The 19,092-nt window shown below is 57.0% G+C and carries 22 protein-coding genes and 1 tRNA gene; 10 read left to right on the top strand and 13 right to left on the bottom strand.

The features are described 5' to 3' along the window. Positions 1 to 126: 126 nt before the first annotated feature. Positions 127 to 636, bottom strand: coding sequence for a bifunctional 3-hydroxydecanoyl-ACP dehydratase/trans-2-decenoyl-ACP isomerase (gene fabA, locus AC5EFR_RS08645; protein ID WP_493575448.1), 510 nt, complete (start codon positions 634 to 636; stop codon positions 127 to 129). A gap of 200 nt (positions 637 to 836) precedes the next feature. Between fabA and irr the strand changes: the two genes are divergently transcribed. Next, a complete protein-coding gene (gene irr / locus AC5EFR_RS08640) occupies positions 837 to 1,253 on the top strand; it encodes a Fur family transcriptional regulator Irr (protein WP_493575447.1) in 417 nt (138 codons plus the stop codon). Between the two features lie 372 nt (positions 1,254 to 1,625). Here irr and AC5EFR_RS08635 read toward each other — a convergent pair. The 3 genes from AC5EFR_RS08635 to AC5EFR_RS08625 all read right to left on the bottom strand — a co-directional run bounded on the left by AC5EFR_RS08635 (position 1,626) and on the right by AC5EFR_RS08625 (position 2,807). After that, a tRNA-Leu gene (locus tag AC5EFR_RS08635) sits at positions 1,626 to 1,712 on the bottom strand. Positions 1,713 to 1,763: 51 nt separating this feature from the next. Then, on the bottom strand, positions 1,764 to 2,306 hold the full coding sequence (locus tag AC5EFR_RS08630) for a tetratricopeptide repeat protein (RefSeq protein ID WP_493575446.1): 543 nt from the start codon (positions 2,304 to 2,306) through the stop codon (positions 1,764 to 1,766). Positions 2,307 to 2,336: 30 nt separating this feature from the next. Further along, positions 2,337 to 2,807: an Lrp/AsnC family transcriptional regulator gene (locus AC5EFR_RS08625; RefSeq protein ID WP_299922730.1), complete on the bottom strand. Its 471-nt coding sequence runs from the start codon at positions 2,805 to 2,807 to the stop codon at positions 2,337 to 2,339. Between the two features lie 134 nt (positions 2,808 to 2,941). Here AC5EFR_RS08625 and putA point away from each other — a divergent pair, with 134 nt between their 5' ends. The 4 genes from putA (at position 2,942) to AC5EFR_RS08605 (ending at position 8,358) form a co-directional block, all read left to right on the top strand. Continuing rightward, complete coding sequence (putA, locus tag AC5EFR_RS08620) at positions 2,942 to 6,358, top strand: bifunctional proline dehydrogenase/L-glutamate gamma-semialdehyde dehydrogenase PutA (protein ID WP_493575445.1); 3,417 nt, start codon at positions 2,942 to 2,944, stop codon at positions 6,356 to 6,358. A gap of 92 nt (positions 6,359 to 6,450) precedes the next feature. After that, positions 6,451 to 7,188 (top strand): rhomboid family intramembrane serine protease, encoded by a 738-nt coding sequence (locus AC5EFR_RS08615; protein ID WP_493575444.1) that lies wholly within the window; start codon positions 6,451 to 6,453, stop codon positions 7,186 to 7,188. Next, positions 7,185 to 7,553, top strand: coding sequence for a GFA family protein (locus AC5EFR_RS08610; protein ID WP_493575443.1), 369 nt, complete (start codon positions 7,185 to 7,187; stop codon positions 7,551 to 7,553). Before AC5EFR_RS08615 ends, AC5EFR_RS08610 begins: the two co-directional genes overlap by 4 nt. A 10-nt stretch (positions 7,554 to 7,563) precedes the next feature. After that, positions 7,564 to 8,358 carry a phytanoyl-CoA dioxygenase family protein gene (locus AC5EFR_RS08605; RefSeq protein ID WP_493575442.1) on the top strand — a complete coding sequence of 265 codons (795 nt, stop codon included), beginning with the start codon at positions 7,564 to 7,566 and terminating at the stop codon, positions 8,356 to 8,358. Positions 8,359 to 8,419: 61 nt separating this feature from the next. On the opposite strand, the gene AC5EFR_RS08600 is transcribed toward AC5EFR_RS08605, so the two are convergent. Both AC5EFR_RS08600 and AC5EFR_RS08595 read right to left on the bottom strand, forming a co-directional pair. Next, a complete protein-coding gene (locus AC5EFR_RS08600; RefSeq protein WP_299922721.1) occupies positions 8,420 to 9,214 on the bottom strand; it encodes an inositol monophosphatase family protein in 795 nt (264 codons plus the stop codon). Positions 9,215 to 9,304: 90 nt separating this feature from the next. Beyond that, entirely contained in the window at positions 9,305 to 9,646 is a 342-nt protein-coding gene (locus AC5EFR_RS08595) for a hypothetical protein (protein ID WP_493575441.1), read from the bottom strand. A 335-nt stretch (positions 9,647 to 9,981) separates the two neighbouring features. Here AC5EFR_RS08595 and AC5EFR_RS08590 point away from each other — a divergent pair, with 335 nt between their 5' ends. After that, positions 9,982 to 10,443 carry a YHS domain-containing (seleno)protein gene (locus AC5EFR_RS08590; RefSeq protein ID WP_493575440.1) on the top strand — a complete coding sequence of 154 codons (462 nt, stop codon included), beginning with the start codon at positions 9,982 to 9,984 and terminating at the stop codon, positions 10,441 to 10,443. A gap of 107 nt (positions 10,444 to 10,550) precedes the next feature. Beyond that, positions 10,551 to 10,826: a hypothetical protein gene (locus AC5EFR_RS08585; RefSeq protein WP_493575439.1), complete on the top strand. Its 276-nt coding sequence runs from the start codon at positions 10,551 to 10,553 to the stop codon at positions 10,824 to 10,826. A gap of 30 nt (positions 10,827 to 10,856) precedes the next feature. On the opposite strand, the gene AC5EFR_RS08580 is transcribed toward AC5EFR_RS08585, so the two are convergent. The 3 genes from AC5EFR_RS08580 to AC5EFR_RS08570 form a co-directional block, all read right to left on the bottom strand. Continuing rightward, positions 10,857 to 11,180 (bottom strand): low molecular weight protein tyrosine phosphatase family protein, encoded by a 324-nt coding sequence (locus AC5EFR_RS08580; RefSeq protein WP_493575438.1) that lies wholly within the window; start codon positions 11,178 to 11,180, stop codon positions 10,857 to 10,859. Between the two features lie 351 nt (positions 11,181 to 11,531). Next, positions 11,532 to 11,933, bottom strand: a complete 402-nt coding sequence (locus tag AC5EFR_RS08575; protein WP_493575437.1) for a hypothetical protein — start codon at positions 11,931 to 11,933, stop codon at positions 11,532 to 11,534. Positions 11,934 to 11,942: 9 nt separating this feature from the next. Further along, positions 11,943 to 13,145 carry a pyridoxal phosphate-dependent aminotransferase gene (locus tag AC5EFR_RS08570; protein WP_493575436.1) on the bottom strand — a complete coding sequence of 401 codons (1,203 nt, stop codon included), beginning with the start codon at positions 13,143 to 13,145 and terminating at the stop codon, positions 11,943 to 11,945. A gap of 86 nt (positions 13,146 to 13,231) precedes the next feature. Between AC5EFR_RS08570 and AC5EFR_RS08565 the strand changes: the two genes are divergently transcribed. The 3 genes from AC5EFR_RS08565 (at position 13,232) to AC5EFR_RS08555 (ending at position 15,266) form a co-directional block, all read left to right on the top strand. Then, positions 13,232 to 13,660 (top strand): helix-turn-helix domain-containing protein, encoded by a 429-nt coding sequence (locus AC5EFR_RS08565; RefSeq protein ID WP_493575435.1) that lies wholly within the window; start codon positions 13,232 to 13,234, stop codon positions 13,658 to 13,660. Further along, positions 13,653 to 13,913: a succinate dehydrogenase assembly factor 2 gene (locus AC5EFR_RS08560; protein WP_493575434.1), complete on the top strand. Its 261-nt coding sequence runs from the start codon at positions 13,653 to 13,655 to the stop codon at positions 13,911 to 13,913. Before AC5EFR_RS08565 ends, AC5EFR_RS08560 begins: the two co-directional genes overlap by 8 nt. 111 nt (positions 13,914 to 14,024) lie before the next feature. Then, positions 14,025 to 15,266 carry a lytic murein transglycosylase gene (locus AC5EFR_RS08555; RefSeq protein ID WP_493575433.1) on the top strand — a complete coding sequence of 414 codons (1,242 nt, stop codon included), beginning with the start codon at positions 14,025 to 14,027 and terminating at the stop codon, positions 15,264 to 15,266. Here AC5EFR_RS08555 and AC5EFR_RS08550 read toward each other — a convergent pair. From AC5EFR_RS08550 to AC5EFR_RS08535, 4 genes are all read right to left on the bottom strand, one after another. Beyond that, positions 15,263 to 15,583, bottom strand: a complete 321-nt coding sequence (locus AC5EFR_RS08550; protein ID WP_493575432.1) for a DUF1801 domain-containing protein — start codon at positions 15,581 to 15,583, stop codon at positions 15,263 to 15,265. The genes AC5EFR_RS08555 and AC5EFR_RS08550 overlap by 4 nt on opposite strands. After that, on the bottom strand, positions 15,583 to 15,984 hold the full coding sequence (locus tag AC5EFR_RS08545) for a VOC family protein (protein WP_493575431.1): 402 nt from the start codon (positions 15,982 to 15,984) through the stop codon (positions 15,583 to 15,585). The genes AC5EFR_RS08550 and AC5EFR_RS08545 overlap by 1 nt, the downstream gene beginning before the upstream one ends. Before the next feature lie 62 nt (positions 15,985 to 16,046). Further along, on the bottom strand, positions 16,047 to 16,817 hold the full coding sequence (locus tag AC5EFR_RS08540) for a helix-turn-helix domain-containing protein (protein ID WP_493575430.1): 771 nt from the start codon (positions 16,815 to 16,817) through the stop codon (positions 16,047 to 16,049). A gap of 86 nt (positions 16,818 to 16,903) precedes the next feature. Further along, a partial coding sequence (locus AC5EFR_RS08535; protein WP_493575429.1) for a Hint domain-containing protein occupies positions 16,904 to 19,092 on the bottom strand: 2,189 nt, incomplete at its 5' end.

The following is a 19,092-nucleotide window of genomic DNA, read 5'->3' as shown; positions in this document are numbered from 1 at the left end:
ATGGTAAATCTCGAATATGTCGCAGATCAAGTCATCACCATTCTGGCAATTCCTCCTCAGCAAAACCCATCTAACCAAAACAAAAGGGGCCCAAGGGCCCCTTTGCGCTCAGACTGTCACAGCCATTTAGCTTTCGCTTAGGGCGACTTTCATGTCCTTGACTTCATAGGCCAATTCACCGTCGATTTCGACGATGCCGTCCGCAACACCCATCGTCAGACGTCGGGTTTGGATGGCTTTGGTGAAGTCGATTTTATAGGTCAGCAATTTCGCCTCGGGGCGCACCATTGCCTTGAGCTTGATCTCACCAACGCCAAGCGCATAGCCGCGCCCCTGCCAGCCGCGCCAGCCAAGGTTAAAGCCGGTCAGCTGCCACAATCCATCTAGACCAAGGCAGCCGGGCATAATTGGGTTGCCGGGGAAATGGCAGTCAAAGAACCACAGGTCCGGTGTGATATCGAATTCAGCCAAAACATGGCCTTTGCCATGTGCGCCACCGTCAGACGAGATATCGGTGATACGGTCCATCATCAGCATAGGCGGTGCTGGTAGCTGGGCATTGCCCGGGCCAAACAAGTCGCCTGCGGCGCATTTTAGAAGGTCTTCTTTGCTGAAGCTGGTCGGAAAGTCGGCCATGCGGACACGCCCCTTTTGGTATGTTGTATCTTGGTTAAACCCCGTCTACCACCGCCCTTGCACGCCAGCAAGTAGTCCACCAATCTCAGAGTCGCGCAGAGCCGCTTTGTGATGAGAGTGATGCGCAACTGCAAATTCGTTTGAAAAGATACCCCAATCAGACTTATATAAGGACTGCAGCATATGGGAACCGGCACCTGATGAACTCTCTGGCACTGACTCGCGGCAAAGAATGGCTTGGCAACTCGGACCTACGTCCGACCCGGCAACGCCTTGCATTGGCTGCGCTTTTGATTGGGGACGGGCAAAACCGCCACGTCACCGCCGAGAGCCTGTTTGAAAGCGCCAAGACCATGGGCGAACCGGTGTCGCTTGCCACGGTTTACAATACGCTCAAGGCGTTTTGCTCGGCTGGGTTGATGCAAGAGGTCACGGTAGATGGCTCGCGTAGCTATTTTGACACCAACACCCACGAACACCCGCATTTCTTTTGGGAAGACAGCGGCAAATTGACCGATGCCTCGGCCGAACAGCTGAAAATCGTCGAATTGCCGCAAGCCCCAGAAGGCATGGAAATCGCCGCCGTTGATGTGGTGATCCGGTTGCGCAAAACCTAAAGCAATCAAGGCACAGCCTTAAATGGCAATGTATTGGGTGGCGCTCCACGCCCCCACGTACATCCACAAAACGACTAATACCATAAAGACCAAGCGCAAAATCCACCCGTTCAAATAGGTGAACGCGGCTCCAAGGCCGATCAAAAAGCCAAGCCCAAACAAGAGAAACCAAGGGTTTTCAGACACGGTCAAAACCGGTGCGAAAAGCAGGAAAACAGCGGTAAAACCTCCATTTAGCGCCTGCTCTACGCCACCCCATGGGATACGAGACCGTAGATCACCGGCAACACAATGGCCAAGGCGAACCCTAAAAGACTTTCACGCCATTTGGAGCCACTGGTCGTCATTATCATTCTCTCTAAATGTAATCACTGGTACCCGCGGCCGGACTCGAACCGGCACGGCCTATTAAGCCTGGAGATTTTAAGTCTCCTGTGTCTACCATTCCACCACGCGGGCCAGTGCGCGCGACAATAGCTTGGCCATCGTCGGTGTAAAGACCCAGAAAGGTTAAAGCTCTTGTCCGGGGAGCGGTTTTAGCAAATGTCGTTCCGACAGCCACGGGTTCAACACCAACGCTTCACGAAGAGCCTTTTGCCCCTCGACTTCGCGCCCCAACGCCAACAGGGTCAATGCCCGCCCCGACAACGATCCTAGATGCTTGGGATTGATCTCAAGCGTGCGTTCAAGATCGGGCAAGGCGGCTTCGTAATCCTGACGCAGGTAATTGACGAAGGCGCGTTGGTTGTAACCTTCGGCGTAAAACGGACAATAAGCGACCAGCGCGTCAAACCGATCTATCGCCATTAGAAAGTCCCACGCGGCGCGCGCTTTCATGCCTTCGTCTAGGATTTCCTGACTGGCTTCGTCGGGCGCATCGGCCCAATATTGCCACATCTGGTTGGAAACTTGGCGCGCCTGCATGTCGCCGTCGACTTGCTGAAGTTGGTCATACAACCCTTGCAAGGGTTCGGAATGGTCTGGTGCCTCGGGGCAGCCATCCGCAACGGCGGCCCCAGCCCAAAACATGGTTATTAAAGCTGTGCGTATCATACGGATATGGTGCAACAGATCAGCAATCCGTCAAGTCACGTCTGCGAGACCGTCCTCTTTGACCGCTTCCATTGCGACATAGGTCGAGGTGGCCGACATCCCCGGCAAGGTCGATATCTTCTCTGCCAAAACCCGTCGATAGGATCGCATGTCGGCGGTGCGCACCTTGAGGAGATAGTCAAAGTTCCCTGCAATAAGATGTACTTGTTCGATTTCAGGCACGGCCGCCGCCGCTTGATTAAACTTGGCCAAAGCCGCCTCGGAGGTTGAGGTCATCTTGACCTCGACAAAGGCGACATGATCAAGGCCAAGGCGGATTGGATCAAGGATCGCGCGGTAGCCACGAATGGCCCCATCCCGTTCCAACCGCCGCAGGCGCGCTTGGGTTGGAGACTTCGAAAGACCGATCCGGCGTGCCAAATCCGCAATTGATATGCGCCCCTCTTCGGCCAAGGTGGTGAGAATCGCACGATCAAATCGGTCGAGGCTCATATGATCCATTTGGACTGTCCATTTATCAAAACTAAGGCGGTTCGCCTGCTGATTTGGTCAATATCAGAGAAATAGATGGAAATAAATAGGTTACACAGGATTCATCAACCTTTGACATCTCAAAGGCCCTTTCGGAGGATTCCATGCCCATATCCAAACTGCGCAGCCGCGTTGATGACCTGACTTATGCATCCGAACCTGAGATGGTGGCCCATCTGCGCAATCAGGCCAATTTGAGCGCCTCGGAACGGATCGAGATTTCAGCGAAGGCGGCGCAATTGGTGCGGGATATCCGGTCATCGACCAAACCCGGTATGATGGAAGTGTTTCTGGCAGAATATGGCCTGTCCACCGACGAAGGCATCGCCTTGATGTGCCTTGCCGAAGCCCTTTTGCGGGTTCCGGACGCCACCACAATTGACGCCCTGATCGAAGATAAAATCGCACCGTCCAATTGGGGCAAACACATGGGGGCCTCGACCTCGCCTTTGGTCAACGCCTCGACCTGGGCTTTGATGTTGACGGGCAAAGTTTTGAACGATGACGCCCCCGGCCCGGTCGGCCATTTGCGCGGTGCGATCAAACGTTTGGGCGAACCGGTGATCCGCACCGCCGTCGCCCGCGCGATGAAGGAAATGGGCGCACAGTTTGTCTTGGGCGAAACCATTCAATCCGCGATGAAGCGCGGCAGCGTCATGGAGGCAAACGGCTACACCTATAGCTATGATATGCTTGGCGAAGCCGCGCGCACCGAGGCCGATGCCCGCCGCTATCACCTTGCCTATTCGCGTGCGATTTCAGCCATCGCAGACGCCGCCCATAGTGACGATATTCGCGAAAATCCGGGCATCTCGGTGAAACTATCCGCGCTTTTCGCCCGCTATGACGAAATGCAGCGCGACGCAGTGATGCAAAACCTTGTGCCGCGCCTAAGGTCTTTGGCGGGCTTGGCCCGTTCGGCCGGGATCGGGTTAAACATCGACGCAGAAGAGGCCGACAGGCTGTCAATCTCGCTTGATGTCATCGAAGCGGTGCTAAGCGATCCGTCGCTGACCGGATGGGATGGGTTCGGTGTGGTTGTTCAGGCCTATGGCCAACGGGCCGGGGCCACCATTGATTTCTTGCACGCGCTTGCCGAACAACACGACCGGCGCATCATGGTGCGATTGGTCAAGGGGGCCTATTGGGATAGCGAAATCAAAAAGGCGCAGGTGGCCGGGCTTGATGGTTTTCCGGTCTTTACCGCAAAGACCAACACCGACATGTCCTATATCGCCAATGCCCGCAAATTATTGAGCATGAGCGACCGGATTTACCCGCAATTCGCCACGCATAACGCCCACACGGTTGCGGCGATTTTGCAGATGGCGGAACCCGGACAAGCCTTTGAATTTCAACGGTTGCACGGCATGGGCGAAACTCTTCATGAGTTGGTCAAAGACCAAAACCAGACACGGTGCCGGATTTATGCCCCCGTCGGCGCACATCGCGATTTACTGGCCTATCTGGTGCGACGCTTGTTGGAAAACGGTGCGAATTCTTCTTTTGTGAACCAGATTGTCGACGAAGACGTTGCCCCGGAACTGGTGGCCGCCGATCCGTTTGAAGCAGAGTCAGAGGCGCAGATCACTCTTGGGCCAGATATGTTTCAACCCGAACGACCGAACTCCGCCGGGTTTGATCTTCGCGACCGTCCAACGCTTGAACAAATCGAAGACGCGCGTCAGCCGTTTCATGCCAGCCAATGGCATGCCCATCCGCTTGTCGCCAAAGACACCCCCAAGGGGTCATCGCGCCCTGTGGTCAATCCGGCGAACCCGGCCGAAAGTGTCGGTGACATTGTCTGGGCAACACCGGACACCGTGGCCATAGCGGCGCAGGCTGCCCGACCTTGGGTCGCGTCCCCTGCAGAACGCACCGCAGTCTTGAACCGCGCAGCAGACCTTTATGAGCAGCACTATGGCGAATTGTTTGCCTTGCTGCATCGCGAGGCCGGTAAAACCATGCTCGATGTGGTTGCCGAGTTGCGCGAAGCGGTGGATTTCCTCCGCTATTATGCCGCGCGAACCGACGGGGCAGAGGCGCGCGGGGTGTTTGCCTGTATTTCCCCATGGAACTTCCCTCTGGCAATTTTCACCGGTCAGATTTCAGCCGCTTTGGCAGCGGGGAATGCGGTTTTGGCCAAACCAGCCGAGCAAACCGGCCTGATTGCTTATCGCGCGGTTCAGTTGCTGCACGAGGCCGGAGTTCCCGCAACCGCGCTACAACTCCTCCCCGGTGCTGGGGATGTTGGGGCCGCCGTGACAAGCCAACCCCAAGTTGCCGGTGTCGCCTTTACCGGATCGACCCAAACGGCGCAGATCATTCACAAATCTGTGGCTGCCAATCTGGCCCCCGGCACACCGCTGATTGCGGAAACCGGTGGGCTAAACGCGATGATTGTTGATAGCACCGCCCTTCCTGAACAGGCCGTGCAAGCCATCGTCGAAAGCGCCTTCCAATCGGCGGGTCAGCGGTGCTCTGCCCTTCGTTGCCTTTATGTTCAAGAAGACATTGCCGAGGATTTCCTTGAGATGCTCACCGGTGCGATGGATGTTCTGGTGCCCGCAACACCGTGGGAGCTGCGCTCGGACCTTGGGCCAGTCATCGACGATGCGGCTCTCGCCGGAATTATGGATCACATTGATACGGCCCGCCGCGACGGTCGCGAAATCAAGCGCTGCGCCGTGCCAGAAACCGGGTTTTTCGTGCCGCCAACCTTAATCCGCGTGGATGGCATTGCCGATCTTGAGCGTGAAATCTTTGGCCCGGTGTTGCATGTCGCAACCTTTAAAGCCGATGAAATCGACGCTGTGATAGATGCAATCAATGGCACCGGCTATGGTCTAACCTTCGGGTTGATGACCCGCATTGATGACCGTGTTCAACACGTAACAGACCGGGTTCACGCCGGGAACATCTATGTCAATCGCAACCAGATTGGCGCAATCGTCGGAAGCCAACCCTTTGGTGGCGAAGGGTTATCAGGCACCGGCCCCAAAGCTGGTGGTCCGTTCTATGTTGACCGCTTCCGCCACATCGCCACGGCGTCCCAAAGCGGTGACTGGGCTGGCCACGATAGTGCGGATCGGGTGCAAACCGCGCTCAATGGCGCGCGCGACACGTCGGAGCCAGTTTTACAGGAATTGCCCGGCCCGACGGGCGAATCCAATCAGCACGGCCATATGCCCCGCCCCCCGGTGCTTTGCCTTGGGCCGGGTGCCGAGAACGCCGCCAAACAAGCACAAGCGGTTCGCGATCTTGGCGGCTTTGCCATCGAGACGCGCGGCCTGCTGCCAATTGATGCACTTACCACGCTTTCTGGGTTCTCAGGGGCGCTGTGGTGGGGCGACGATGACACCGGTGCCCCCTATCGCCGCGCCTTGGCCGACCGTCCCGGACCGATCCTTCCGCTCATTACTGACATGCCGGATCAGGCGCATGTGCGCGCCGAGCGCCATGTCTGCATCGACACGACCGCCGCGGGCGGCAATGCCTCACTGTTGGCAGGCGACGAATAAACCAAATACATCTGGGCGGTGCAGGACATCGCCCAGATACCAACCCAGTCGATAGCGCTTGACGCCCGCGCAAAGCCTGCCAATCTCGCGATATGTTTCCAATTCGCGATCACAACCCGTCTGGCCGAACGCCCTATGTCACCTATGCGTTGATCATCATCAATGTCGTTGTCTTTGTCTCAACTTGGCATCTTTCGGCCTCGCCTCGCGAGCTTTTGCAGTTTTATGCCGACTACGCGCTTGTCCCGATTTTCCTAAGCGAGGGCAATGGCTTCACCGGATTGGTGACCTCCATGTTCTTGCATGGCGGCCTTGCCCATTTGGCCGGGAACATGCTGTTCCTGTTCATTTTTGGCGACAACTTAGAAGACGAGATGGGCCATGGTGGCTTTCTGACCTTCTATCTGGCGGCAGGGATCGCCGCCGGATTAATCCACTATCTATCCGCCCCCTATTCCAACGTTCCCACTGTTGGGGCGTCGGGGGCAATTGCCGGGGTGATGGGCGGTTACCTGTTGCTTTACCCAAAGGCGAAGATCGACATTCTGGTGATCCTGATCATCATCTTCAAAATCTTCCCGGTGCCAGCTTGGATCATGCTGGCACTATGGTTTGGCATGCAGTTGATTGGCGGTGTCGGGTCCGATCCCAACGGTGGCGGCGTCGCATATTGGGCGCATGCGGGCGGATTTGTCGCCGGGCTAATCCTAACCATCCCGACGTTTTTGCGCCTTGGCGGTACACGTTTTTGGCGGGTCCATCACGGCCATCCGCCCCACCCCGAAACCGATTATTCACAAACCCGCGTACCTAGGATCAAGAAAAGATGAGCGACCAAGTCAAAACAACCTGTCATTGCGGAGCCGTCGAGTTAAGCGTGACCCTCACCGATGGTTTTAACACGGCAAGGCGCTGTGATTGCTCGTTTTGCCGTCGTCGCGGTGCTCCGGCTGTCTCGGCTCCATTAGGCGGGATCAAAGTGATCAAAGGCCAAGAGGCGTTGCGCCTTTATAGTTTCAACACCCATACCGCCAAACATCACTTTTGTTCGGTCTGCGGCATTTACATGTATCACCAACGCCGCTCAAACCCGAATGAATATGGGGTAAACCTGTATGCAATTGAAGGGGTTAACCCCGTCGATATGGAACCAATTTCATGGGTGGATGGCGTCAATCACCCATCCGACACCTAAGAGGCACGCTATGCATCCGCTTGTCACACAAGATCACATTGATCAATTTCAACGCGACGGGGTCACCCTTATCAAGGGGCTTTGGGCCGATCAGGTCGACACCCTACGTGCCGGTGTTGAGCGCAATATGACCAATCCCGGCCCCTATGCCGCAGAGAACCTGCACAAGGGTGAGGCAGGTCGATTTTTTGATGACTATTGCAACTGGCAACGGATTCCAGAGTTCGAGGATGTGATCCGCAATGGCCCCGCCGCCGCCGTGGCCGCCGATCTGATGCAGTCAAAACAAGTGCAATTGTTCCACGATCATGTGTTGGTCAAAGAACCGGGGACATCCAAACCAACCCCCTGGCATCAAGACGGCCCATATTATTTTGTCGAGGGGCGTCAAACCGTTAGCTTCTGGTCGCCGCTTGATCCGGTACGCGAGGCGTCGCTGCGGTGCGTGGCTGGATCGCATCTTTGGGACAAGCCGGTTTTGCCGACGCGCTGGTTGTCAGAAGAGAATTTTTATCCCGACGAAGACACCTACATGCCGGTGCCGGACCCGGATGCCGAGGGGATGACAATTTTGGAATGGTCGATGGAACCGGGTGACGCGGTTGCGTTCAACTATGGTGTCTTGCATGGCGCGCGCGGCAATACCACCGATCACCGCCGTCGCGCCTTTTCTCTGCGGCTTTTGGGGGATGACGCACGCTATGTCGAACGTCCGGGCAAAACCTCGCCCCCCTTCCCCGGTCATGACATGACACCGGGCCAACGCCTACGCGATGATTGGTTTCCGGTTCTAGATCAGAAATGACGCGGGTGGCTGGCCGGTTCTCGGGGTCGCCGTCGCAAGGCAACCCCGCCGCTAAACTGGCTTAGCTAGGGTCGCGAATAGTTTTCGCAAAGCTGGAAAAAATATCGTTGTTGGCGCAGATCAAGCTGCCGCTTTCCAGTGGGTTTTGATCTTTTCGGATGCCTTCGATCAACGCACCGGCCTCTTGCGCGATCAAATAGCCACCTGCGATGTCCCAAAGGTTGAGCTCACGCTCCCAATAGCCATCGTAACGGCCTGCGGCCACATAGGCCAAATCAAGCGCAGCCGACCCAAAGCGCCGCACGCCAGCGCATTGCGGCATCAAACGGGCCAAATCCTTGAGCGTGGCGGGCAAGGTACGCTTCGCGGCAAAGGGTACACCGGTGGCGAAGACGGATTCGATCATCCGGTTACGGCCCGACACGCGAATACGGTTCGAGTTGTTCAACCAAGCGCCCGCACCTTTTTCGGCAAAGAACATCTCGTCTTTGGCCGGGTCAAACACCACCGCCGACACGATCTGACCTTTGTGTTCCAAGGCAATCGAAATCGCCCAATGCGGTAGCCCGTGCAAAAAGTTCGTGGTGCCATCGAGCGGGTCAACGATCCAACGGCGGGTCGGATCTTTGCCTGCGATTTCAGTGCTTTCTTCACCCAGCCAGCCATATGTCGGACGCGCGCCCAACAGCTCTTCCTTGAGGGTGTTTTCCGCCGCGATGTCCGCGCGGCTGACAAAATCACCGGCCCCTTTCATCGAAACCTGGAGGTTCTCGACCTCACGGAAATCCTTGACCAAGGAACGGCCCGCCTTGCGCGCGGCTTTGATCATGATGTTTAGATTTGCACTGCCCTGCATGGCTTGGCCCCGTGAATGAAATGTGGTGGTGAAACGCGATCAGGCCGCGCATATACGCGGCCTGACGACAAAAGCCAAGGGATAAGCGCCTTAGCGGTAAACAACGCCCTTTTCGCCGGCGGGCGCATAGGCGCGTGCCGCAGGTGCGCGATATTTAGGTTTTGGTGTCGACGCGCGGCGCACTTTGCCCGGACGGTCAACATAGGCACCCGCATTCGGCGTACCACAGCAGATCACACCACCCGCCATAACCGGCTGAAGGCCAGCAGGGCAATAATTGGGTGCGTTATAAGAATGCACCAAAGCGTTGGAATTCGGGTTATGCGTGGCATCCCCCATGTACATGTCGCCCCAAGCCATAGCGGCCGAGCCAGAAACGGCCATTGCGGCTGCCGCCACGAAAATACGTGCAATACGCATGATATCCCCCATTCAAGACTGGTTAATTCAGTGTTTTGTCCAAGCTACCAATACCGACGCAATAGTCAATTTATTCATACGAAACAGCCCTAAAAACAGGGGGAAAGCCGATATTTCCCCGCCGAATTCGATCATAATTGCCCAATGTTCGGATGTTTGTTGTCTTGTCGCCATAGACGAATCCCGCTTTGGCCAAGCACCCAAAGGGTGAAAAACCGCCACAATTCGCAATATTGAAACATTTGCCGCCCGGATCACACGAGTGATCACAGCCGCTTGACCGGGTCTTTTGCAAACCGCCTATGTCGCGCATTTTGAGACCACAGACACCAACATCGGAGCCCACCATGACCCAGCTGACCCGCCGTTCTCTTCTTGGCCTGACCCTTGCCGCCCCTGCTTTGATCCTGTCGACCCGCGCCGCATTGGCCAAAGAACCGGCCATATATGCCGAAAGTGGCATTGCCATCGACGGATCAGACGCCGTTGCCTATTTTGACAACAACGGCCCGGTCGCGGGCTCGGCGTCACATGCGGTGTCGTGGAACGGTGCCGAATGGCATTTTGCCTCGGCGGCCAATGCCGAGACGTTTAAGGCCAACCCAACCGCCTATGCACCACAGTTTGGCGGGTATTGCGCCTACGCCGCCTCATTGGGCTATGTCGCCCCAACCATGCCCGAAGCCTGGACGCTTTATGACGGTAAACTATACCTGAACGCCAATCTGCGCGCCCGCGAATTGTGGCTCAAGGATGTGCCGGGCAATATCGCCAAGGGCGAGGCCAATTGGCCGGGCATTTTGGGATAACCCTTTGATCTTGGGGCACCAAAGGGTGGCGACCGGTGCGTTAACCATAACGCAGGGGATTTTTGCCACCTTTTGGGGGTCTCATTTCGCCCCCAAAGGAGAGCACCATGACCTCTATAATGTCTTTGCTAAGCCTTTACTACATGTGTGATCAGGCGGCCGCGTTGCGCGGTTTAACCCGCGAAGAAGTCACCCAATGCATGGCCAACTACGAACGTCTCAAGCTTGAATTTATCGACGAAACCCCGGCCCCCTTGGGCAGTTCGGAACGCGCCGCGCAAATCCGCTTGGGTTATCGCGGCTTCAAAAGCTGGGAAGAGGCCAATGCCGATTTGGTGCAGGAAATGCGCGCCAAGGCCCGACGTGATCTCGGTAAAAGCTAGGCTCCACCCTCGTGGGTAAGTCGCTTAGAGTTATAGGGTGAGAATCTCAGAAACGGCGGTGTGTATTAAGTCCACAAGCTCCGCATCCATAAACCTGTAATCATCAGGGATATCCAAGACATAGGTTTCAACAGCGAGTAAATCCTGACGAAAATCAGCGCGCAATCGCTTGAGGTGTTTTTCCTCCATCGCGAACACGATGTCAGCCCAAACAATATCGGCCGCGTTGACTTTACGACGCGCGCCCGCGCTTACCCCGGCTGATCGAGTGACAAGACTGGGATGGCGGCGAAACACGGCCTCGCCGGTGGGGCTACGCCATTGGTTGCGGCTACAGACAAACAAAACATTCATATGCCTTGCCTACTGACCCACGCCGGGTAACGACAGATCAAAAAACAGGCCTGTCCAGTTTTTACTGGTACAGGCCCGCAATGACATCACCGCCGATGCCATGGTTTATGAAACGTCGGCGTTAAGAGCCGTAGCGCTCAAGCAAGGTTCGCAGCGCCCCCGGCGACAGGGGAAACAAGCTCTGGCGCGCGGGTGTTGGCAAAGTTGGACGATTTAGCATCTCTTCCCTCCCATGACATTTGACCCATATATGCAGAAAGCGCCGGACAGAATCATGGGGAGAATACCAATAGGTTTCCCCAAGCCGAACGGGCTTTGCCCGGCAGGGGGATGGCTCCGGCGTAACTGAAGTCAGCCTTTCGTCAAACGATCCGCCTTTTTGCGGACCAAGACGGTGCGCAGATCATGCATTGCCAGCAAGAGGGAATCCGTCACTTCTTCGAGCTGTTCCGGGCTGGCCTTGGACTGCGCCCATTGCGTCGTGATGTTCATGTAGTCCACCGCGCGATGAATATCGTCGATGTCGCGCATCGCCAAAAGCGCTTTGCGCTCGGCCATCCAGCGTTTGATTTCCTTTTGGTCCAGCTGGCTTAATTCGCGATCACCATGGGGCTTGATCTCGCCCTTGTTCATGTTGATCACCGCGATTTGTTCCATTTCAATCCGGCGCTGGCGGTTCTCCGTATCCACACGAAACACCGCCGCGCCGTTGTCGCGGATGCGGTAGTAATACTCAGGAAGCTCGCCTGTCATATCAGCTCCTTAGGATAGACCGTCACAGAAACGGGCAATGCGGGTGCAGGCCTCTTTCAACGCCTCGTCGGACGTAGCGTAACTCACCCTAAAGTTGGGTGATAGTCCAAAAGCTGCGCCAAAAACGACTGCTACGCCTTCCTCTTCCAGCAATGCTTTGCAGAAATCCTCGTCTGTGGCGATTTTCACACCACCCGCTGAGGTTGTGTTCATGCAATCCGCAATCGACGGATACACATAGAACGCCCCTTCGGGTGTTTCACAGGTGATCCCCTTGCAGGCGTTCAACATCTCAACCACGAGATTGCGCCGCCGCAGGAACGCCTCGGCCCGATCGGCAAGAAAGTCCTGAGGGCCATTGAGCGCCTCTACGGCGGCCCATTGGCTGATGCTTGATGGGTTGGTGGTCGACTGGCCTTGGATCTTGCGCATCGCCGCGATCAGATGTTCGGGGCCACCGGCATAGCCAATCCGCCAGCCGGTCATGGCATAGGCCTTGGACACGCCGTTCACCGTCAAAGTGCGGTCGTAAAGACGCGGCTCAATCTGCGCCGGGGTAGTGAATTCGAATCCATCATAGGCGAGATGTTCATACATATCATCGCTCATCACCCAAACATGGTCGTGGCGCATCAACACCTCGGTGATCGCCTTGAGTTCATCGCGGCTATAGCCCGCGCCGGTTGGGTTGGAAGGTGAGTTAAAGATAAACCACTTGGTTTTCGGCGTGATCGCCGCTTCTAACGCGTCGGGGGTGATCTTGTAGCCAAGCTGACGTTCCCCTTCGACAATCACCGGCTCACCACCGCCCAACCGCACCATATCCGGGTAACTCACCCAATAGGGGGCCGGAATGATCACCTCGTCACCGGGGTTCAGGGTTGCCATCAAGGCGTTGTACAAGACCTGCTTGCCGCCTGTGCTGACGCTGATCTGTTTGGGGGTATAGTCCAACCCGTTCTCACGCTTGAACTTGGCGCAAATCGCCTCTTTCAGCTCAATGATCCCGTCGGGGGCGGTGTATTTCGTCTTGCCCGCTTCAATCGCGGCCACGGCAGCGGCCTTGATGTTGTCCGGCGTGTCAAAATCCGGTTCACCGGCCCCAAGCCCGATCACGTCGCGCCCCGCTGCCTTAAGCTCGGCCGCCAGTTGCGTCACCGCCACCGTTGGAGATGGTTTCACGCGATCAAGGGTCTGCGACAGAAAGGACATAGGTCACCTGTTTGTATAAATGCCGTTCATGTCATAGTTTGCCACCGGGTCCCGATCAAGCGGTCCGAAACGGAGAATTTTTCACCATGAGCGACAGTATTGATCCAATAGCCCCTGATACAGACGTCGATTGGTATGGGCCAGAGGCCGCGACCTTTGGCGACCGGCTTGCCGCCGCCCGCGAAGCCGCCAGCATGACACAAGGCGCATTGGCCAAACGATTGGGCGTCAAGCTCAAGAGCCTGCAAAACTGGGAAGAAGACCTATCGGAACCACGCGCCAACCGTTTGTCGATGATGGCCGGGATTTTAAACGTGTCGATGGTCTGGCTGATCACCGGTGAAGGCGAAGGCGTCTCTGAGCCGGGTGAAGAGGAAACAATCGCCCCTGATGTCAACGCTGTGCTGACCGAAATCCGATCGCTTCGGGCCGAATTCAAATCGCGCACCGATCGGTTGGGGTTGTTGGAAAAGAAACTGCGCATTTTGCTAAAGGAGCAAACGACCAATGTCTGAGACCCGCGACACCCGCCTGCGCCGACTAAATATGCGTTCCATGCGTCGTGGCACCAAGGAAATGGACATCTTGTTGATGCGCTATTCGGCGGAACGATTGGCCGATCTGTCCGATGCGGAACTCGACGCCTTTGAGGCGCTTCTGGATGAAAATGACCAAGACATTTACCAGTGGATTTCGCAGCAAAAACCATCGCCCTCGGAACACGAACCTATGGTTGCCGATATCATCCGCATCGCCGCCAACGGCTAAGCATATTTCCGCCGCTTTCCGTGCGCCTGCCCTATGATTGCGGATTCCGTCCCGGTACCGAGCTGTGATAACCTGTTTCTGAAACAGGTATTTTGAGTATCGGGGCACATCATGCAGGTCACACGACGCACGTTCACTATGGGGGTTTCGGCCCTTGTCCTGACCGGCTGTAGCGGTGGCGGCACCGCGCAGGTCGCATCCTCTAGCAAGGTTGATCCGGCGTTCTTGCCGCAACCCAATGCGTCCTACGACAAATGGGTTCTCGCCTTCAAAAAACGCGCGGCGTCGCGCGGGATTTCCAACGCGACATTGACCGCAGCATTTCGGGGTCAGGGCTATTTGCCCGGCGTGATCGACCGCGACCGCAACCAGACCGAATTCAAACGCTCGCTCGAAGATTACCTTGCCATTGTCGCCCCCGAAGAAAAGGTCAGCATTGGGCGCAATGCCTATGCCGGACAACGCCAGGCGCTTGCTCAGGTCGAAGCGCGCTATGGCGTTCCGTCTGAAATCCTCGCCTCGATCTGGGGCCTTGAAAGCTATTTTGGCACCAAACGCGGCACAATCCCGGTGATCTCGGCCACCTCGACCCTTGCTTGGGAAGGGCGGCGCGGGCGCTTCTTTGAAAGCAACCTGATGAACGCCTTGCGGATAGTGCAATCGGGTGACGCCAAGCCAAGCCAATTGGTTGGCAGTTGGGCCGGGGCCATGGGGCATACCCAGCTTATTCCTGATGCCTATCAATCACATGCGGTTGATTTTGACGGCGATGGCAAGCGCGACATTTGGAGCAACAACCCGATTGATGCCTTTGCAACCACCGCGCGGTTCTTGCAAAAAGCCGGGTGGAAAAAGGGGCGGACTTGGGGGCTTGAGGTCAGACTCCCCTCGGGCTTTGACGCCGGGATTGGCCATCGCAACAAGCGCAGCGTTGATAGCTGGCGGTCCCTGGGGGTCAAAGCGGCGGCTGGTGGTGGCCTTCCTGATCACGGTTCGGCGGCTATCCTTGCCCCGATGGGGCGCGACAAACCGGCGTTCTTGGTGTTCCACAACTTCAACATGATCAAACGCTACAACCCGTCCGACAACTACGCCCTTGGCGTTGGGTATATGGCAAGCCGTCTGGCCGGTGGCGGGCCTTTGAAAACGCCCTTTGGGCGCGACAAATACGGTTTGGTTTTGGAAGAGCGCAAGGCCCTGCAAATTGGGTTGACCCGCGCCGGTTTTGACGCAGGTCGCCCCGATGGCGTCATTGGCAAAAAAACCGAAGCGGCCATTCGCGGGTTTGAAAAATCTAAGGGTTTACCGATCACCGGAACCCCATCACCGTCGCTTTTGTCGATGCTGCGCTAAACCTTGGCCGCCAGCGTGATGAGCCGGCGGATGGCCGGTTTTTCCAGCTCGGCCAACGTGGTGATTTTCACATGACGGCGAAATTTGCCGGACCCTTGCAGGATATGGCTCGGGTCTGGCAAATCGGCCCCATGGGTGAACTCAATGCTCATGTGGTTTTTGTAAAAGAAATAGCCACCAAATTGGCTGTCGGCGTCCCCCGCCACGGCCTCAAATAGTTTGCCGCCATATTTCGGGACAAAATCCACATCGGGGCAGATTTCGAGCACCATCTCGACAACCGCCGCGTCCAACTCTGTTTCGACCGTCTTATCCATTAGCCCACATTGTCCCCACCTATTTCAGATGCCAGTTCAACAATGCACCCGTTCAGGTCGCGAAGATAGGCCACGGTTTGCCCCCACGGCTTTTGCTGTGGCGCGGCCACCGGGGTTGCCCCGCCTTCGATCGCGCGATCAAAAGCTGTCAAAACATCATCGGGGATCAAACAGATTTCCCAAGCCGCTGCCAAAGCGCCGGAGCGGTTGGGCGCGACGGCCAAACCGTTGAGCTCAACCGCGCTTTCATCTGCAAAGGCCAAAGCCGTCGCACCGGTTTCCAATTCGGCGTAGGTTTTGCTGTCGTGCATAAAACGCTGTTTTAGCCCAAATGCGGTTTCATAAAACGCGACCGTTGCGGGCACGTCGGTGACGTAAATGATTGTATATCCAAGTTTCATATTGGTCTTTTAGCAAAGCCAAGCAAAACCCGATTGAAGATTTCGGACATATCGCCCCCGGTTTATGAGAGTTTGGAAAACCCCGGCAGGCTCATCGCGGTGGGAATATGCGCTGGGGAAAACCCACCGAAACGCTGAAAGCTGCGGATCAAATGGGCCTGATCGCTATAACCCGCCTCATAGGCCGCCTCACTTGCCGATAGGCCAAGATCGCGGATCAGGCGCAGCGCACGATGAAACCGGATGATCGAGGCATAAAGCTTGGGGGTTAGTCCCACCTGCGCGGTGAACCGACGGTTCAATTGACGTTCTGACAGGCCCAATTGTGCAGCCAGATCATGTATCGCGATTTGCCCGCCCGAAACGCGGATCAACGACAGCGCATTTTCAGGAAGGACGCCGCGCCCTGCCCGTTCCAACTTGTTCTCCAACGCTTCCAATGCGGTTTGCAGATCGGCAAACGTTGACGGCTGGTTTTGCGGGGTCAGCACCGGCAAGGCCGCAGAGGCGTCGGGCCCGCGCAAAACCTGATCACGGGCACCCGCAAGCCCCGCGCCCCAAACCGGCAAGGCCATCCAAGGTTGCAAGCGAACACCGACCCAGACATCTCCGGGTTGGTAGGTCACTGGAAAGCTGGTTGTGGCCGGGCCGGTCAAAACCGGGGTGGCGTCGACAATGACATCCCCCTGCAACCGCCCATGGTAAATCACGTCACAGCGTCCATCCGGCAAGATCAAAGTCTGGCCGACCTCGCTTGCGACATAGGTCCAAAACGTCTCGGCCCCGCTGGCGGGAAGCGGATCGGTTTCTTGATATCCCTGAGGCACTGGCATGGCAGCAAACTACGCCTGCCGCCTCCAAACACAAGCCAAAAGGGTCGAGGTTTTCCCCGCCCCTTTTTGGGTGTATCTGGCCGTGATTAAACCTCGGCCAAAAGGCGGGCCTGATAGGCTTTGAGTGACATGCGCGCCGCACCGTAAGCCTCGCGCCCCATGGGGGAGACGAGCTGTGGGAAGAGCATCAACAATTCTTCGCGCTGATCCATATCAAGCCCCGCCAAAGACAGATCACCGGGTTGGAAGCTTTCGGTCCAAGTGCCATCCGACATCACCAATTCATGGCGATCAAACATAAAGTGCACATAGGTCACGCCAAACGTGGGGCATTCGCGGCTGATGCCCGGACGACCCACCAGATGCGTCGCCGCAACTAGAACTTCGTCTTCGCCGAACAATAGCTCAATCGCGTAGCCAGACATCACCACGCGGTGTTGCGGGGAGACGACCATGTCCCGCTCTGGCATGCCTTTGCCAAGCGCGCCTTTGGCGATGCGGATCGGTTGCAGCGCCGGATTGGTGGCGATGTCATTGCCATCCAAAACCTTGGCCCCGGCCCAGCGCACGGTTTGATAGCCGTTGTCGCGTGTCAGGATCACATCGCCCTTGGCAATCTCGGCCACATCAACCTCGCCGCGGACGGTTTTGATCAAGGTTCCCGGCGTAAAACAGGGCACATAGTTGACGTTTTCGATCTCGGAAAAGGTCAGCATTGACCGATCCAGCCATTCGACATTGCCGGACTCATCTCCGGTCATGGTTACGGTGGCCGGGCCAGTGATGTTCAGCGTATCACCAAGCGTTTCGCCGCCCTCTCCACCCGTGACGGTCGCATCGCCACCCGCCATACTGGACGCTGTAAGGTTGAACGTATCGTCGCCGTCTCCGCCGCTGGCATCATCACCCGCGCCAACAAACAAAAGGTCATCCCCCGCGCCGCCGCTCACGGTGTCTGCGCCAGAATCGCCCGAAAGGGTATCATCCCCGTCGCCGCCATCTAGCAGATCGTCGCCACCCGACCCCATCAGGGTATCGTCGCCTGATCCGCCAAGCACGGTGTCATCACCATGGCCGCCGTCCAAGAGATCATCGTCTTCTCCGCCGTCGACAAGGTCGTTTTCCTCGCCACCGTCGATGGTATCAAGACCCGCGCCACCCGTCAGCGTATCGTCGCCGTCCAGCCCCGAAACCCTGTCATCGCCGTCGTCACCCGCAAGGGTGTCTTCGCCGACGCCGCCTCTCACATGGTCAGAGCCGTCGCCGCCTTCGACGCCGATGCCTTCGGTTGTGCCCGATCCGTCCAGATCGTCATCACCGCCGTTCAACAGAATGGTTTCGATATTGCCAAAGGTTGCGGTGTCGGTGCCGTCGCTGATCGTTCCCGACTCGTCACTTGTGTAGGTCACGGTCAGTGGCCCACTCAGGCCCGAGGCATCAATGGTGTCTTGGTCGGTTCCGGCTTCGCCACCGTCAATCGTGTCGGAGCCAAAACCATCCAACAGGGTAAAGAAGTCTTCTTCGGCCCCGCCCGACATCTCGTCGTCGCCCGCGCCACCAATCAAAGTGTCGCGACCATCGTCGCCGTCGAGCGTGTCATCCCCCGCCTCGCCGTTCAGAACATCATCGCCAGCTTCACCAAGAACGCTATCGTCGTCGTCGCCAGCAAGAACAGTATCATCGCCCGCACCGGCGGTGATCGTGTCAATGTCGCCACCGCTTGGGCCATCCCCATGATCGACCATGTCGCCATCGGGATCGTCGACATAGGCATCGTCAATCAGATTATCCGTGCCGTCCCCTTCGACAATACCAGGGCTTGGGACAACTGGGCCCGGATCGGTTGGTGCAAGCGGAATGCCAAGCGCGTTTAATTGTTCGGGGCTATTCACATCACCCACGGGCACGCCAACAAGAGTCAGGCTTTCACCATTCGGGAAGCTCAGAACCGCATCACCAGTGCCATCGCCATTGGTATCGCCCACGGTGACATCATCGGTATCAACGGGATCACCGCCCGCATCGGCGAGCGCCGACACGTCAAGCTGATCATTGCCGCCATAGGTGCCATCGCCGTTGTCGGTTGGGGCTTCGAAGTCTTCGATGATGTCATCACCAAACCCATCATCCAGGATCAGCTCGTCATTGACGCCATCACTAGCGCCCAGCGCAATCGTATCATCACCAGCACCGCCGGTGATCGTATCGGCACCGCCATTCCCGGCAATACTATCCGCGCCATCCGAGCCGGTGACGCTATCGTCGCCCGCGCCCA

Source organism: Pelagimonas sp. (assembly GCF_058892305.1).
This window is presented reverse-complemented; position numbering and strand designations above follow the sequence as displayed.

Excerpts from the sequence above, each read along its gene's own strand:
- fabA (WP_493575448.1), bottom strand. The coding sequence starts at position 636 with ATGGCCGACTTTCCGACCAGCTTCAGCAAAGAAGACCTTCTAAAATGC.
- irr (WP_493575447.1), top strand. The coding sequence starts at position 837 with ATGAACTCTCTGGCACTGACTCGCGGCAAAGAATGGCTTGGCAACTCG.
- AC5EFR_RS08630 (WP_493575446.1), bottom strand. The coding sequence starts at position 2,306 with ATGATACGCACAGCTTTAATAACCATGTTTTGGGCTGGGGCCGCCGTT.
- AC5EFR_RS08625 (WP_299922730.1), bottom strand. The coding sequence starts at position 2,807 with ATGGATCATATGAGCCTCGACCGATTTGATCGTGCGATTCTCACCACC.
- putA (WP_493575445.1), top strand. The coding sequence starts at position 2,942 with ATGCCCATATCCAAACTGCGCAGCCGCGTTGATGACCTGACTTATGCA.
- AC5EFR_RS08615 (WP_493575444.1), top strand. The coding sequence starts at position 6,451 with ATGTTTCCAATTCGCGATCACAACCCGTCTGGCCGAACGCCCTATGTC.
- AC5EFR_RS08610 (WP_493575443.1), top strand. The coding sequence starts at position 7,185 with ATGAGCGACCAAGTCAAAACAACCTGTCATTGCGGAGCCGTCGAGTTA.
- AC5EFR_RS08605 (WP_493575442.1), top strand. The coding sequence starts at position 7,564 with ATGCATCCGCTTGTCACACAAGATCACATTGATCAATTTCAACGCGAC.
- AC5EFR_RS08600 (WP_299922721.1), bottom strand. The coding sequence starts at position 9,214 with ATGCAGGGCAGTGCAAATCTAAACATCATGATCAAAGCCGCGCGCAAG.
- AC5EFR_RS08595 (WP_493575441.1), bottom strand. The coding sequence starts at position 9,646 with ATGGGGGATATCATGCGTATTGCACGTATTTTCGTGGCGGCAGCCGCA.
- AC5EFR_RS08590 (WP_493575440.1), top strand. The coding sequence starts at position 9,982 with ATGACCCAGCTGACCCGCCGTTCTCTTCTTGGCCTGACCCTTGCCGCC.
- AC5EFR_RS08585 (WP_493575439.1), top strand. The coding sequence starts at position 10,551 with ATGACCTCTATAATGTCTTTGCTAAGCCTTTACTACATGTGTGATCAG.
- AC5EFR_RS08580 (WP_493575438.1), bottom strand. The coding sequence starts at position 11,180 with ATGAATGTTTTGTTTGTCTGTAGCCGCAACCAATGGCGTAGCCCCACC.
- AC5EFR_RS08575 (WP_493575437.1), bottom strand. The coding sequence starts at position 11,933 with ATGACAGGCGAGCTTCCTGAGTATTACTACCGCATCCGCGACAACGGC.
- AC5EFR_RS08570 (WP_493575436.1), bottom strand. The coding sequence starts at position 13,145 with ATGTCCTTTCTGTCGCAGACCCTTGATCGCGTGAAACCATCTCCAACG.
- AC5EFR_RS08565 (WP_493575435.1), top strand. The coding sequence starts at position 13,232 with ATGAGCGACAGTATTGATCCAATAGCCCCTGATACAGACGTCGATTGG.
- AC5EFR_RS08560 (WP_493575434.1), top strand. The coding sequence starts at position 13,653 with ATGTCTGAGACCCGCGACACCCGCCTGCGCCGACTAAATATGCGTTCC.
- AC5EFR_RS08555 (WP_493575433.1), top strand. The coding sequence starts at position 14,025 with ATGCAGGTCACACGACGCACGTTCACTATGGGGGTTTCGGCCCTTGTC.
- AC5EFR_RS08550 (WP_493575432.1), bottom strand. The coding sequence starts at position 15,583 with ATGGATAAGACGGTCGAAACAGAGTTGGACGCGGCGGTTGTCGAGATG.
- AC5EFR_RS08545 (WP_493575431.1), bottom strand. The coding sequence starts at position 15,984 with ATGAAACTTGGATATACAATCATTTACGTCACCGACGTGCCCGCAACG.
- AC5EFR_RS08540 (WP_493575430.1), bottom strand. The coding sequence starts at position 16,817 with ATGCCAGTGCCTCAGGGATATCAAGAAACCGATCCGCTTCCCGCCAGC.